This is a genomic window from Thioalkalivibrio sp. ALJ1, assembly GCF_000745395.1.
Classification (GTDB): Bacteria; Pseudomonadota; Gammaproteobacteria; order Ectothiorhodospirales; family Ectothiorhodospiraceae; genus Thioalkalivibrio.
Map to the genome: position 1 here is coordinate 1,961,173 of NZ_KN050684.1, position 14,651 is coordinate 1,975,823.

The following is a 14,651-nucleotide window of genomic DNA, read 5'->3' on the forward strand; positions in this document are numbered from 1 at the left end:
GATGCGCTATCGGGTCAAAATTTGTGGGATTACCACGCCGGAGCAGGCGGTGGCGGCGGCAGCCGCCGGGGCCGATGCGATCGGACTGGTGCTCCATCCAGCGAGCCGTCGGTTCGTGGAGCCTGCGCAGGCTGCATTGATTTCGGCCGCGCTGCCACCTTTTGTGACCACCGTCGGGCTGTTCGTGGACCCCGATGCATCCCGCGTCGAGGCGGTACTGCAGGCCGTGGCGCTGGATTGTCTGCAGTTCCATGGGCAGGAGGCGCCGGCATTTTGCGCGGGCTTCGGTCGGCCGTACCTGAAGGCCATTGCGATGGGCGAAGGGCAGGACCCACGACCCCACATGGACGAACACCCCGATGCCCAGGGCTTTCTTCTGGATAGCCACGGTGCCGGGCGCAGTGGTGGGTCGGGTCACCGCTTCGACTGGGGGCTGGTGCCAGGTGCGTTGGAGCGGCCCTGGCTGCTGGCCGGGGGGTTGGATGCGGACTCGGTGCGCGAGGCGCTGGAACACCTGCGCCCGTATGGGGTCGATGTGAGTTCCGGCGTGGAATCGGCGCCCGGGATCAAGGATTCACGGCGTATGCAGGCCTTTGTTGGGGCCGTACGCCAATGCGAGGTGGAAACGAATGAGCAAGATTGACTGGGCGGCGTTCCCGGACGCCCGCGGGCATTTTGGTCCCTACGGGGGGCGGTTTGTCTCGGAGACCCTGATGGGGGCTCTGGACGAGTTGCAGCAGGTGTACGAGCAGTACATCAACGACCCGGATTTCATGGCGGAGCTGGATCACGACCTGAAGCAGTTCGTGGGGCGGCCCAACCCGCTTTATCACGCCGAGCGGCTGGCGCGCGAACTGGGCGGAGCGCAGATCTACCTCAAGCGCGAGGATCTGAACCACACCGGCGCGCACAAGGTGAACAACACCATCGGACAGGCGTTGCTGGCGAAGAAGTTGGGCAAGACGCGCATTATTGCCGAGACGGGCGCAGGGCAGCACGGTGTGGCGACCGCGACCGTGGCCGCGCGTCTCGGTCTGGAATGCGTGGTGTACATGGGCGAGGAGGACACGCGTCGCCAGTCGCAGAACGTGTATCGCATGCGCCTGCTGGGGGCCGAGGTGGTCGGTGTGAAGTCCGGGACCCGCACGCTGAAGGATGCCTTGAACGAGGCGATGCGAGACTGGGTCACCAACGTCGACGATACCTTCTACATCATCGGCACGGTGGCCGGGCCGCATCCGTATCCGGCGATGGTGCGCGACTTCCAGGCGGTGATTGGCCGTGAGGCCCGCGAACAGCATCTGGAGATGACCGGCAAGCTGCCGGACGCCCTGGTGGCCTGCGTCGGCGGTGGATCGAATGCCATCGGGCTGTTCCATCCATTCCTGGGCGACGAGTCGGTGGAAATGATCGGGGTCGAGGCCGGTGGCGACGGCGTCGAGACGGGTCGGCACTCCGCGCCGTTGTGCGCGGGACAGCCGGGGGTGTTGCACGGCAACCGGACCTATCTGATGGAGGACGAGAACGGCCAGATCATTGGCACGCACTCGGTCTCCGCCGGGCTGGACTATCCGGGGGTCGGGCCGGAACATGCCTGGCTGAAGGACATCGGTCGGGTGAATTACGTCTCGGTGACGGATGACCAGGCATTGGCCGGTTTCCACCGTATGACGCGTACCGAGGGCATTATCCCGGCGCTGGAGACCAGCCATGCGATCGCGCATGTGCTGGATCTGGCACCGCAGATGCGCCCGGATCAGAGCATCATCATCAACCTGTCAGGGCGTGGCGACAAGGACCTGAACACCGTGGCCGAACGCGAGGGGATTACGTTATGAGCCGCATCGAACAGCGCTTTGCCGAATTGCGCGAGCAGAATCGGGCTGCGTTGATCCCGTACGTGACCGCCGGCGATCCGGAACCCGGCGCGACGGTGCCCCTGATGCATGCACTGGTCGCGGCGGGCGCGGACCTGATTGAGCTGGGCGTGCCGTTTTCCGATCCGATGGCGGACGGTCCGGTGATTCAGAAGGCGTGCGAGCGTGCACTGCGCTTCGGGACCAGCCTGCGTGACGTGCTGGCAATGGTCGCGGAGTTTCGCAAGACCGACACCACGACGCCGGTGGTACTAATGGGGTACCTGAATCCGGTGGAGCGCATGGGTTACGAGGCCTTTGCCGCTACCGCGAAGACGGCGGGCCTTGATGGCTTGCTAACCGTCGATCTGCCGCCGGAGGAGAGCGAGGAGGTCGTCGACCTGTTGGAGGCGTCCGGGATCGATCCGATCTTCCTGGTCGCGCCGACCACCTCCGACGCCCGCATCGATCACGTGGCCAAGGCCGCGCGCGGGTTCGTCTACTATGTTTCGCTGAAGGGCGTGACCGGGTCGCAGACACTGGATACCTCGGCCCTGGCCGAGCGCCTGGAGGGATTGCGCCGGCATACCGGGTTGCCGCTGGGCGTCGGGTTCGGCATCCGCGATGCGCAGACCGCCGCCCAGGTGGCGCAGGTAGCCGATGCGGTCGTGGTGGGCAGCGCCATCGTGCGCCTGGCCGAGGAACATGACGGCGATGCCGATGGTTTTGCCCGGGCTGCAGCGACGGTGGTGCGGGAGATGCGTGACGCGATGGATGTGGCGCGTTCCCCGGGTGCGGCGGCCACAGTGTAGAATGCGCGGCGCCGATTCGGATTACAGGGAGACGGCATGAGCTGGTTCGAGAAGTTGATGCCTTCGCGCATCCGCACCGATAACGCCACCAAGAGGGGTGTACCCGAAGGTCTATGGGTGCGTTGTGAGGGCTGTGACGCGACGTTGTACCGCCCCGAGGTAGAACGCAACCTCGATGTGTGCCCGAAGTGCAGTCATCACCGCCGCATGAGTGCCCGCCGCCGTCTGGAAACCTTCCTGGATGCCGAGGGACGTGAGGAGATCGCGGCCGATATCGAATCCTCCGATGTCCTCAAGTTCCGTGACTCCAAGAAGTACAAGGATCGTCTGGTGGCGGCCCAGAAGGCGACCGGAGAGCGCGATGCCCTGGTCGTGATACAGGGCCAGTTGCTGGGGCGCCCGCTGGTGGCTTCGGCCTTCGATTTCCGCTTCATGGGTGGGTCGATGGGTTCCGCAGTGGGTGAACGCTTCGTCCGGGGGGCTAATCGTTCGCTGGAGCAGGGTATTCCACTGGTCTGCTTCAGCGCCTCGGGTGGGGCACGCATGCAGGAGGCGTTGTTCTCGTTGCTGCAGATGGCTAAGACCAGCGCCGTCCTGGCGCGGATGCAGGAAGAGCGGATCCCGTTTGTTTCAGTGATGACCGATCCGACGATGGGTGGCGTCTCGGCGAGTCTGGCGATGCTGGGCGACCTGAACGTCGCCGAACCGAATGCCCTGATTGGTTTTGCCGGGCCGCGCGTGATTCAGCAGACGGTTCGCGAGACGCTTCCGGAGGGCTTCCAGCGTTCCGAATTCCTGCTCGAGCACGGAGCTGTCGACATGATCGTGGACCGTCGCGACATGCGGGGTCGACTGGCTTCGGTGCTGGGGATGCTGACCCATGGTCCAGCCCCGGTCTCGGACGTTGAACCGACGGACGACGAAGACACGAACGTCGAGGTCATTAGTCCCGACAATGGCGGGGACGTCCAGAGCACGACCCCGTCGCACCGCAACTGACCACCGTGCGGTTCTCCACCCTGGAGGAGTGGCTGTCCTTTCAGGAACAGCTGCATCCCGTGGGCATGGACCTGACGCTGGACCGGATCGCGGTCGTTGCCGACCGTCTGGGATTGCGTGATGGCACCGGGCCGCGCAGCGCGATCGTCGCCGGGACCAACGGCAAAGGCACCGTCGCCACGCGCACGGCGGCGCTGCTGCAGGCGCAGGGGCTGCGCGTCGGGCTGTTCACCTCGCCGCATCTACTGCGTTACAACGAACGCATCCGCATCGATGGCGATCCAGTTTCCGATTCCGCTCTGTGTCGCGCCTTCGAGGCCATTGACCAGGCCCGCGGCGATGATTCCCTGACCTACTTCGAGTTCGGTGCGTTGGCCGCCGCCTGGTTGTTTCGAGAGGCGGGCGCCGCGATCCAGGTCCTGGAGGTCGGTCTGGGCGGGCGTCTGGATGCGGTTAACAGCTGGGATGCCGACGTGGCGGCCATCACTGCGGTCGACTTGGATCACCAGACCTGGCTGGGCGATACCCGCGAGGCGATCGGCCGTGAAAAAGCGGGGATCATGCGGGCGGGGCGCCCCGTCGTGTTGGGCGAACTCGAGCCACCTGCCAGTGTTCTGGAACACGCCGAACGCCTCGGGGCGAAGTCGCTGCGTGCGGGCCAGGATTTCGGGCTGGAGCGGGAGGACGGCCGGTTGCTCTGGCGATTCGGGGACAGGGTCTCTGAATGGAAGGTGGAGGGTGCCGCTGGGATGCTGGACGGGGCCACATTGCAGAATTCGGCAACCGCATTGGCGGTTGTGGAGGCCTTGGGTGTGACCGAACATTTGACGGACACCACCGTCAGCCTGGCCTTGGGCACCTCGGCGCCGGGGCGCCTGCAGGTGTTGCCGGGCGAGCCGCAGTGGTTGCTGGACGTGGCCCACAATGTCCATGCCGTTGGCGAGCTGGCCCGGTGGCTGGGCGCCCACCCGGTATCCGGCCCGACAGTGGCCCTGGTTGCGGTGATGGCCGACAAGGAACGTGCTCCCATGTGGACGGCCCTGGCGGGCCACATGGATGCCTGGGTACCGATACCCTTGACGCTACCCCGCGCGCTTCCCGCGTCCACCCTGGCGGACGAGCTGGAGGCGGCGGGGCAGCCGCGCGTGCAGCGCCTGGATGACGCTCGGGCCTGTATGCGCGTGGCGGCCGAACTGGCCGGGCCGGACGGCCGGATCGTGGTTTTCGGCTCGTTCTATACCGTGGCCGCCGTGTTGGAGCTGACACCCGAACTGGCCGCGACGGCCTTGTCGGGGTGTGCGCACGTGGGTGGGCCGGGTCGCGGAGTCGCGAATGCGGTCTGAGCGCTCCGGCAATGGCTTGCTTGCGGCGGGACCGGGCGCGAGCGTAATGTCAGGACGTTGTTGTACCCCTTCAACATCCGCACACGGATGGCTGCATGAATAGCGACAATCCAATCCGCTTTCGCCTCGTCGGTGCGGTGATCCTGATCGTGCTGGCGGTCATCTTTCTGCCGTGGCTGTTCGATGGTGCCGGCTATGAGCACATGAGCGGTGTCGAAAACCCGGTCCCTGCACCCCCAACCTTCGCCGAGCCGGACATTGCCCTGCCGTCGGAACGTCCCGGACCGGGACGAGAGGCCGAGGCCTCCCCGCCGACGCCGGTGCCGGAACGGGATGGGTCGGTGGCCGAGTTGCGCAGCCTGGACAATGGCGGTCCCGAAGCCGACGCCGCGCGCGAGTCCAGCGACGCGACGCCCCAGGCGGCAGCGCCGGTGGAGCCCGATCAGCCTGTACAAGCCGGCTGGGCCGTGCAGATTGGCAGCTTTCGTGACGAGGATAACGCCCGGGAACAGCGCGAACGCTTGCGCGAAGCCGGATGGCCTGCCTTTATCGACGATTCCACGGCGGATGGGCGTGCAATCTACCGCGTGAAGGTGGGCCCGCTGGCCCAGCGCGAGGACGCCGTGGCGCTGGGTGAGCGCCTCGCGGAAGAGCTCGAGTTATCCGGGATCGTGGTGGCGCATCCATGATGTGGCCAATGGACTGCGAACGCCGCACGGCTGCGGTAAACTACGCGCCCTTTCACCATGCGAAGCCCGCGCCGTGAACTGGATTGATCTCATCATCATTGCCCTGATCGTTGTATCGGGGCTCATAAGCCTGTTTCGCGGCTTCGTGCGTGAGTCGTTTTCGCTCGCGACCTGGATCGTGGGGGTGTGGCTGGGCATTCGCTATGCAGCCGAGGTGGCGGAACAGCTTCCGCAGGCGATATCGGATGCGACGCTGCGTCTGGGCATTGGGTTTGCGCTGGTATTTATTGCGGTTCTGATCGTGGGTGGCATCCTCGGGGTGCTCGCCAATCGCCTGGTCAAGGGAAGCGGCCTGACGGGCACGGATCGCTCGCTGGGTGTGATCTTCGGCCTGCTGCGTGGCGTGCTTCTGGTGGCGGTGCTGGTGTTCCTGGCCTCGTTGACGCTGATGCCGGACGAGCCCTGGTGGGAGAGCAGTCGCCTGATCCCCGAATTCGAGCGCCTGGTGGACTGGCTGATCGCACAGTTACCGGAGGGCTGGCAGGAACAGATCCACGACCTGCTGGCTAGCGACGAACCGGTCGAAGAAGTGATCCCCGACGGCGACGCATCGACGCCGTAAACCTGGAGTTCTGAACGGTATGTGTGGAGTTGTCGGAATCGTCGGGCGTAGCCCGGTGAACCAGCCCCTTTACGACGCCTTGTTGGTGTTGCAGCACCGTGGCCAGGATGCCGCCGGCATCGTGACCTGCGACGACGACGGACGGTTGCATCTGCGCAAGGACAATGGTCTGGTGCGCGACGTTTTCAACAACCAGCACATGCAGAGCCTGACCGGAAACATGGGTATCGGCCATGTTCGGTACCCGACGGCGGGCTCATCCAGCTCGGCCGAGGCCCAGCCGTTCTATGTGAACTCGCCGTTCGGGATTACATTGGGGCACAACGGCAATCTGACCAATGCCCGCGAGCTGAAGCAGGCGTTGTTTGCCACGGATCGCCGGCACATCAACACGGATTCGGATTCCGAAATCCTGTTGAACGTGTTTGCGCAGGAATTGCTGCGCTTTCTCGACAATGGGCTGACCCCCGATTCCGTATTCGACGCGGTTGAACGCGTGCACCAGCGCGCCGAGGGCGCCTATGCGGTGGTGGCGATGATTGCGGGTGGCGGCTTGCTGGCTTTCCGCGATCCGCACGGCATCCGTCCGGTCGTCTATGGCTCGCGTGAGGCGGAAGAGGGTGGACGTGAATGGATGGTGGCGTCGGAGAGCGCGGCCCTGGACTCTCAGGGCTTCGATTTGGAGCGTGATCTAGCGCCGGGCGAGGCGTTGTTCATCACGCCCGAGGGTGAGGTCCGCACGCGGGTATGCGCGGAAGAGACGGCCCTCCACCCCTGTATCTTCGAACACGTGTATTTCGCTCGACCCGATTCGGTGATCGATAACGTTTTCGTGCATCGCGCGCGTATGCGCATGGGTACCGCGCTGGGCGAAAAGATCCGCCGCATCTGGCCGGATCACGACATCGACGTGATCGTGCCGATCCCCGACACCGGTCGCACCGTGGCGCTGGAGATGGCGCACGAGCTGAACATCAAGTACCGCGAGGGGTTCATCAAGAACCGCTATATCGGTCGTACGTTCATCATGCCAGGCCAGACCAAGCGGCGGAAATCCGTGCGCCAGAAGCTGAACGCGATCTCGCTGGAATTTCGTGGCAAGAACGTGATGCTGGTGGACGACTCCATCGTCCGGGGTACGACCTCGCGCGAGATCGTGATGATGGCGCGGGAAGCGGGGGCCAAGAAGGTGTATTTCGCCTCGGCTGCACCGCCGGTGCGCTACCCCAACGTGTATGGCATCGACATGCCCGCCGCGGAGGAGCTGATTGCCCACGATCGCGACGAGGACGCTGTATGCGAGGCGATCGCGGCGGATCGTCTGATCTATCAGGATCTCGAAGATCTGCAAAAGGCCGTGCGCCGTGGCAACCGAAACATCAGTACCTTTGACTGTTCTGTATTCACGGGCGAGTACGTCACGGAACTGCCCCCGGACTACCTGGAGCACCTGGCCGCGTTGCGGGGTGATGGGCTGGTGAATACCCCAGTGGCCGGCGAGGTGCTGGATCTGGCCAACAAGAAGTAGACGTGAGGTGAGCTTGCCCAGCCTGGAATGGATCGAACCCGTGATCCGGGATGCGCAGGAGCGTGCCCCGGATGCCGTTGATGTCCCGATCGTGGTGGTACGGGTCGATCAGCAACGGCTGTATGTCTGGGAGCGCGGGCAGGTGACCGACATTTTCGATGTGTCGACATCCGAACGGGGTATCGGCTTCGAGGAGGGGACATTCAAGACCCCATTGGGTTTGCACCGCATTGTCGAACGTTTTGGCGAGGATGCTCCACGCGGCACCATTTTCCGTGCCCGGGGTGACACCGGCCAGATCGCGGATATCCTGACCGAACCGGGCGCGCGCAGCCGCCGCGACAACATCACCTCGCGCATTCTCTGGCTGGACGGGCTGGAGCCTGGCATCAACCAGGGCGGGAATGTCGATTCCCTCCGGCGCTATATCTACATCCACGGCACCGACGAGGAAGGCCGCATTGGCGAGCCGGCTTCGGAAGGTTGTGTGCGCATGCGCAACGACGACGTGATCGAATTGTTTCCGCGTCTGCCCGTGGGGACGGTGGTGACCATCCTTGATGGCCCTGAGGTCCCGGATCTTTCTTGACCGTTTGGCCGTGCCCGGCCACCTGCTCGACTCCCCTTCCGAACGACCGCTTTAAGACGCGCCCCCGCGCGATTTGTGGTCGTGCGGGAACTTACCGTGGGTGGGGGGTCTGAATATCTACGTTAGCATTCCGTGATCTTTGCTCATTCGCCTGCTAGAATAGGGGAATTATTCCCGACCCTGGTGGTCAGGTAAGAAGGGAATTATTCCTGACAAGCGTTGTCAGGAAATAAGAACGGATTCAAGCCTGCGAACGGATGTCGAGCAGGACACATATACACGGTATTTCGGAGGCAAGGCATATGAAACTCTCAACCAAGGGCCGCTACGCGGTGACCGCGATGATGGATCTCGCAATCCATGACCGGATTGGTCCCGTTACGCTTGCCGACATCTCGCAGTGCCAGGGTATTTCGCTGTCCTATCTGGAACAGCTGTTTGCCAAGCTGCGTAAGGCCGAACTGGTGGAAGGCGTGCGCGGACCCGGTGGTGGCTACCGCCTGGCCAAGCGTGCCGATCAGATCAGTATCGCCAATATCATCACCGCGGTGGACGAATCGGTGGATGTGACCCGTTGCAAGGGCCACAAGGACTGCCAGGATGGTGATCGCTGCCTGACCCATGAGTTGTGGGATGACCTCAGCCAGCAGCTCTATGACTTCCTGGACGGGATTACGTTGTCGCAGTTTGCCAACCGTCCCGAAGTGCAGAAGGTTGCACGTCGTCAGGATGAGCGTCGCGGAGCGCGTCACCACTTCATCTTCCGTAACGACGCGGCGTAATTCGCCGGGTGTCCCCTATCGGGGGGCGCAGACATGGAACGGGGCCGCCTGGGTTTGTACGACCAGGTGGCCCCGAGTCGTTCTGGCGGGTGCGACGCACACCCGGAAGGCCCGCGTACCAGCATGCACGTGCGATTCGATCAGTAGCGTTTCCCTACTGATGGATGGGCGTATGGACGGCCTGCCTGGGTGATCCGCGAGGCACGTCGCGCAACAGGTCCCGTAGGCGTTCGAGTTCGTCCGCGCGTTGATTGGACGAAAGCTTGCCGAAACGCTGCCGGTTATAGACCTCGGCGAAGGCCCTGAGGGTGTCCGACAAGTCTGGCCGCGCCTGCGCCACTCGGCGTGACCAGACATGCACCGGCTCATGGGGGTGTCGCGCAAGCGTCCGGTCATGTCGCGCGAGGCGGCGTGAAAGGCGTTGCAGCAGTCGTTCGGCCGCGGGTAGTCGCCGCCGCGGCGTGCGCAGCCATACCCAGGCGATCACCAGCACCGCAAGACTGCCAAACCCGACCGCTAACGCGATCAGAATCGAGCGCCAATCCTGCGAATCCAGCCCCAGGCGGGCGAACAGCTCGCGCTGGCGCTCCGGATCAAAGGCGAGCACCCAGCTCTCCCAGCGGAACTGCGCAAAGTCGCGCCAGTCCTCCAGCCCGAAGCGGGCGCGTTGCATCCACGACAATCCTTCGCCATAACGCAGGAAGCTGGGAATATCCTCACCGGTGTCCTGTGCCAAACCGGTCAGACCCTGTTCGATGCGCTCCGGCGCGATGGCGGCGGTGGGATCAATCCGCACCCAGCCTTCGCCATCCAGCCACACCTCGTTCCAGGCATGGGCGTCGGCATTGCGCAGGCGCAGGTACTCGCCTCGCGTTTGCCAGGCGCCCCCCTGATAGCCGGTGATAACCCGTGTGGGAATGCCGGCTGCGCGCATCAAGACGGCAAAGGCCGAGGCGTAGTGCTCGCAGTAGCCGGCCTGGGTCTCGAACAGGAACTGATCGGTGGTGTCGTCCTGCAGGGTTGGGGGTTGCAAGGTATAGCGGTAGGGCTCGGCACCAAAGCGTTGCAGGGCCTCCTGGATGATCGCGCGATCATCGTCGCCGTGGGTAGCCCGCCACAGGGCCACCTCCGCGCGCGACCGTGGCGCGGCGGAGGGGGGCAGGTGCAACGCCCGTTCGCGTTCTTCGGGGTCCAGCTCTGCCTCGCTTGCCCCCGGCAGGGTGGTGAGGTCCGCCGCAGCGCTGTACTGGATACGGTTGGTAATACGCCGATCGCGCAGGACTTGATGGTTCGCCCGCAGGTCGGCGTCATCGGGCAACACGGCCGGGTAGTCGAGCACGGGAAGATAGCGGGCGCGAGTGGGTTCCAGGGTCGCGGTGTAATGCACCAGAGTGTCGTGATCGACTGCCGTTGGCTGGATGGTCGATCGGTCCTCGTCGACGGACCAGCGGCGGCCGTCGAAGTCGGTCATGACCAGGGCGCGCCAGTATTGGGCACGCAGAGGCGGTACGTCGGTGTCGAACTCGACGCGCAGGGCGGTGGATTCGTCCTGCAGGAGCTGGGCAATGTCGCCCGGGTTGAGCTCGCCGGACAGGCCGGTCTGGGCCGTTTGGTCACGCTGGGGATCTCCCCACAACGGTCCCTGTATGCGGGGAAACACCACGAACAGGATCAACATGAAGGGCAGGGCATGCAGGAGCATGGTGCCCGCCTGGCGGGCGAGTTGGCGCCGCGCGATGAACCGTTCGGCGTGCACTTGAATCAGGGCGGCCGTGAGCAGCGCGGTGGCCAATAGGGAGTAGGCCGCGATCAGGATGGATTGGTCGAAGAAATAGGTGGTGACGACGACGAAATAGCCCAGGAACAACGCAATGACGATGTCGCGCCGGTTGCGTGTCTCCAGCAGTTTGAATGCGATCATCACCAACAGCAGGGCGGTGCCGGGCTCCTGCCCAAAGACCGTGCCGTACTGCACGAAGGTGAGTCCACCGGCCATCAGGGCCAGAAGGCTCATCACGCCCAGCGAGGGTGCCGGGCGTCCGCTTACTAGAAGCCAGGCACGAACGGCGATGGCCAGCGCCACCAGCACACTGATCCAGATCGGCTGGTGCCAAATGTGGGGCAGCGCGGCGACCGGCAATGCGATCAGGGCGAGTTCGAGACCCCGTAGGTTGGGGTTGGCGTAGGCCGCTGCGAACGTTGGTGTCATGCCCCGGGGGCCTGTGGCTGAAGCTCGACGGGTTCCGTCTGGAACTGCGCCAGGCTGCGCAGGCAGTGTGCGCGGTGGGCGGTGCCCTGGGCGGGTTCGAGTGTCTGGCCGGGCAGGCGCAAGCCGTAGATCCGACCCTCGTTGTGCGCGGCCAGGACTTGATGGCACAGCATGGACAGCCGTGTCTCGGGGTCGCTGGCGGGCATGGCCTCCCAGTCCAGCCACAGGCGATCCCCCTGGCCGTTGGCGGCCTCGCGCACATGCAGCTTGCCGCTGCGGGCGTAGGCCTTCCACACAATGCGTCCGGGTGGGTCCCCGGGGCGGTAGGGGCGGATCTGGTCCGGCGCCTCGCCCTCGCGACGGGCCAAGCCCTGTTCGGATTGGTCGCCGCCCCCGCCTTGGGGGTCGCCCGGATCAATGGGCGCGGGATAGACGACGATTTCCGGTGCGAGCGTAAGCCAGGACCAGACTTCCAGGATGCCGAGGGGGTAGCGTGTGTCCAGGCGCTGGCGCGGTAACGAGTAGATGCCGCGCCCTGGGTTGGCGAGCGTCAGGGTGGCCGTGGTCGAGCCCTGCGCCGGGATCGCCAGGGGCTTGGTTGCCTGCGGCCCAACGCGCAGGTATAGCGCCTCACGGGCGCGGCCTGCGGCCTCCTCCAGGCGAAACGGGATTTGCAGAGGCTGCCCGGCAAACACCGGCGGCACGGGCAGGGTGGCAATGCGCAGGCCCAGCAGGTTGCGATGGGTGTACCACATCGCGTTGTGGCCGATGCCGACCAGCAGGAAGGTCAGCAGAAAGGCCATGTTGTTCGAGTAATTGATGGATCCAAGGAGCATCACCAGGATGATCCCGAGCAGGGTGTAACCGGCGCGCGTGGGCAGGATGTAGATGCGGTCACGCCCTAGGTGCGCCGCTGCGCCGTCGTGCGCATGGCGGCGGGTGATCCAGCGGATGGCATCGTCGCGCAGCCGCGCCATGCGCCGGCGCGAACGGGACATGGCGCTCACGGAGTCGGGACGCATTCCATCAGGCGGGCGACACTGCGTTCGGGGGATTCCGGCTCGCGGGCGCGCAAGCGGTGCCCGGCCACGGCCGGAAGCACGCGGGCAATATCATCCGGTGTGGCGTAGTCACGACCATCCAGGAAGGCGTGGGCGCGCGCGGCACGCAATAGTCCCAGGCCGGCGCGCGGCGACAGGCCGTGGGCAAAATGGGCGCGGTCGCGACTGGCGGCCAGTAGCCCTTGCAGATAGTCCAGTACCGCACCCTCGGCGTGAATGCCCGATACTTGCTCCTGCCACTCCCGCAGTTGATGTGGGGCAACCAGGCTGGGTGGGGCCGGATGACTGTCGGCGAGGGGGGACGCGGACTGCGCGGGACTTCCCCGTTCCAGCAAGGCGCGCTCGGTACGGGCGTCCGGATAGCCGAGTTGGATGCGCATCAGGAAGCGGTCCAGCTGGGACTCCGGCAAGGGATGAGTGCCGACCTGTTCTTCGGGGTTTTGCGTGGCGATCACGAAGAAGGGCACCGGCAACTCGCGCGTGGCGCCCTCGACACTGGCCTGGCGCTCTTCCATGGCCTCCAGTAGCGCACTCTGGGTCTTCGGTGGGGCACGGTTGATCTCGTCGGCCAGCAGGACCTGGGTGAAGATCGGGCCCGGATGGAAGCGGAATTCCCCACTGCCCTGCTCGAACACCGAGACGCCCAGAACGTCGCCCGGCAGCAGGTCGCTGGTGAACTGGACCCGACGGTAATCGAGGTTCATGGCGCGCGCGAGCGCGTGGGCCAGGGTGGTCTTGCCGACCCCAGGTTGATCCTCAATCAGCAGGTGCCCATTGGCGAGCAGGCAGGCGAGTGCTAGCCGTACCGGCTCGGGCTTCCCGAGAAGGATCTCGTTCAGGGCGTGTTCCACCTGCTGCAGGGCATCCGTTGCCGGTGGCATGCGAACCTCTTGGTCGATATGGAGTATGGAGTACCGCTTGGGTCGGCTCCCGTAGAAGAGTTTGTCGGGCCCGAATGGTTCCCGGGGCCTTGTTGCGGCTACCATGGCGGCAATCGTCCAGCGAGTTACCTGATGGATCTTCCCGCCGCCGGATCGGGCCAACCCTTCGAATATGATGCCACAGCCGGATCGCCATCCCGTCTGCGGTTGGGTGGGCGGCTGGATGTGCATGCGGTGGAGCACGTATGGGGTGTGTTGCGCCGCGAAGCCAAACAGCTCGGCGCGGGCGGCTCTCCCGTAGTCGTGGATGTGTCGGGGGTAGAATACTGCGACGGCGCCGGGGCGGCGCTGTTGCATGCCCTGGAACAGGACCTGGCACGCGCGGGCGCCGAGGTCCGGATGGAGGGCGTGGGGCGCATGGTCCAGGAGCAGCTGACGCCCTATCGCGAACTGGACGACATGGAGCCGGCGCGCGATGGCAGCGGGCGTGGTGGGTGGTCGGGTCTCCTGGATGGGGTGGATTCGGTGGGCCGTGCGGCCTACTCCCTGTTTGGATTTGTTGGCGAGCTCACCCGCGCCATCGGGAGTGCGCTGCGTCACCCGCGCCAAGTGCGCTGGGGCGATACCTTGCGCGTCGCCGAGGCGGCGGGTTTCCAGGCACTGCCAATTGTCTCCCTGATTGCCTTCCTGCTGGGGGTCATCCTCGCATTCCAGTCTGCGATCGCGATGCGTCAGTTTGGCGGCGAGATTTTCGTGGCCAACCTGGTGGCGGTGTCGCTGTTTCGCGAGCTGGGGCCGCTGATGATGGCGATCTTGCTGGCAGGGCGTTCCGGGGCTGCGTTCGCGGCCGAGATCGGCACCATGAAGGTCAACGAAGAGGTCAACGCCCTGAAGACCATGGGGCTGGACCCGGTGCGTTTTCTTGTGCTGCCCAAGGTCCTGGCGGGATTGTTGGTGGCCCCCCTGCTGGCCCTGTACGCGAACATGATCGGCCTGATTGGCGCGGCGGTGGTGATGCAGGGCTTTGGGATTCCCTGGGTGGCTTTCTTTAACCAGGTGACTTCGGCGCTATCGGCCTCCGACCTATTCTCCGGGCTGGTCAAGGCCGTGGTGTTCGGCCTGGTGATTGCCGCCGTCGGTTGTCTGCGTGGCTTGCAGACCGGCAGTGGAGCGGCCTCGGTGGGTCTGTCCACCACCAGTGCCGTCGTGACCTCCATCATTCTGATCGTGGTGCTGGATGGCGTGTTTGCCGTGCTGTTCTACCACCTGGGGGTCTGAGG

Annotated in this window: 14 protein-coding genes; 11 read left to right on the plus strand and 3 right to left on the minus strand. The window is 65.0% G+C overall.

Annotation, left to right across the window (positions count from 1 at the left end; translation table 11 throughout):
• Nucleotide 1 precedes the first annotated feature (1 nt).
• The 10 genes from F462_RS11555 (at nt 2) to iscR (ending at nt 9,220) form a co-directional block, all read left to right on the plus strand.
• Nucleotides 2–643, plus strand: coding sequence for a phosphoribosylanthranilate isomerase (locus F462_RS11555; protein ID WP_038054286.1), 642 nt, complete (start codon nt 2–4; stop codon nt 641–643).
• Entirely contained in the window at nt 630–1,838 is a 1,209-nt protein-coding gene (trpB, locus tag F462_RS11560) for a tryptophan synthase subunit beta (RefSeq protein ID WP_038054289.1), read from the plus strand. The genes F462_RS11555 and trpB overlap by 14 nt, the downstream gene beginning before the upstream one ends.
• Nucleotides 1,835–2,668 (plus strand): tryptophan synthase subunit alpha, encoded by an 834-nt coding sequence (gene trpA / locus F462_RS11565; protein WP_038054292.1) that lies wholly within the window; start codon nt 1,835–1,837, stop codon nt 2,666–2,668. Before trpB ends, trpA begins: the two co-directional genes overlap by 4 nt.
• 36 nt (nt 2,669–2,704) lie before the next feature.
• Entirely contained in the window at nt 2,705–3,667 is a 963-nt protein-coding gene (gene accD, locus F462_RS11570; protein ID WP_038054294.1) for an acetyl-CoA carboxylase, carboxyltransferase subunit beta, read from the plus strand.
• Between the two features lie 5 nt (nt 3,668–3,672).
• Nucleotides 3,673–5,010: a bifunctional folylpolyglutamate synthase/dihydrofolate synthase gene (locus F462_RS11575; RefSeq protein WP_038054296.1), complete on the plus strand. Its 1,338-nt coding sequence runs from the start codon at nt 3,673–3,675 to the stop codon at nt 5,008–5,010.
• Nucleotides 5,011–5,105: 95 nt separating this feature from the next.
• Entirely contained in the window at nt 5,106–5,699 is a 594-nt protein-coding gene (locus F462_RS11580; RefSeq protein WP_038054298.1) for an SPOR domain-containing protein, read from the plus strand.
• A gap of 73 nt (nt 5,700–5,772) precedes the next feature.
• Entirely contained in the window at nt 5,773–6,321 is a 549-nt protein-coding gene (locus tag F462_RS11585) for a CvpA family protein (protein WP_038054301.1), read from the plus strand.
• Between the two features lie 19 nt (nt 6,322–6,340).
• On the plus strand, nt 6,341–7,849 hold the full coding sequence (gene purF / locus F462_RS11590) for an amidophosphoribosyltransferase (protein WP_038054304.1): 1,509 nt from the start codon (nt 6,341–6,343) through the stop codon (nt 7,847–7,849).
• Nucleotides 7,850–7,862: 13 nt separating this feature from the next.
• Entirely contained in the window at nt 7,863–8,438 is a 576-nt protein-coding gene (locus F462_RS11595; RefSeq protein ID WP_038054966.1) for a L,D-transpeptidase, read from the plus strand.
• Nucleotides 8,439–8,740: 302 nt separating this feature from the next.
• Nucleotides 8,741–9,220 carry a Fe-S cluster assembly transcriptional regulator IscR gene (gene iscR, locus F462_RS11600; protein ID WP_018140562.1) on the plus strand — a complete coding sequence of 160 codons (480 nt, stop codon included), beginning with the start codon at nt 8,741–8,743 and terminating at the stop codon, nt 9,218–9,220.
• Nucleotides 9,221–9,374: 154 nt separating this feature from the next.
• Here iscR and F462_RS11605 read toward each other — a convergent pair whose 3' ends face one another.
• From F462_RS11605 to F462_RS11615, 3 genes are read right to left on the minus strand one after another with little or no spacing between them, the layout of a single operon-like run.
• Nucleotides 9,375–11,429: a transglutaminase TgpA family protein gene (locus F462_RS11605; protein WP_038054306.1), complete on the minus strand. Its 2,055-nt coding sequence runs from the start codon at nt 11,427–11,429 to the stop codon at nt 9,375–9,377.
• On the minus strand, nt 11,426–12,451 hold the full coding sequence (locus F462_RS11610; RefSeq protein WP_038054309.1) for a DUF58 domain-containing protein: 1,026 nt from the start codon (nt 12,449–12,451) through the stop codon (nt 11,426–11,428). The genes F462_RS11605 and F462_RS11610 overlap by 4 nt, the downstream gene beginning before the upstream one ends.
• On the minus strand, nt 12,433–13,371 hold the full coding sequence (locus tag F462_RS11615) for an AAA family ATPase (protein ID WP_038054312.1): 939 nt from the start codon (nt 13,369–13,371) through the stop codon (nt 12,433–12,435). Before F462_RS11615 ends, F462_RS11610 begins: the two co-directional genes overlap by 19 nt.
• A 132-nt stretch (nt 13,372–13,503) precedes the next feature.
• Between F462_RS11615 and F462_RS11620 the strand changes: the two genes are divergently transcribed.
• The gene (locus F462_RS11620; protein WP_038054314.1) at nt 13,504–14,649 is read left to right on the plus strand and encodes an MlaE family lipid ABC transporter permease subunit; all 1,146 of its coding nucleotides are present in this window, start codon (nt 13,504–13,506) and stop codon (nt 14,647–14,649) included.
• The last annotated feature ends 2 nt before the right edge of the window (nt 14,650–14,651 follow it).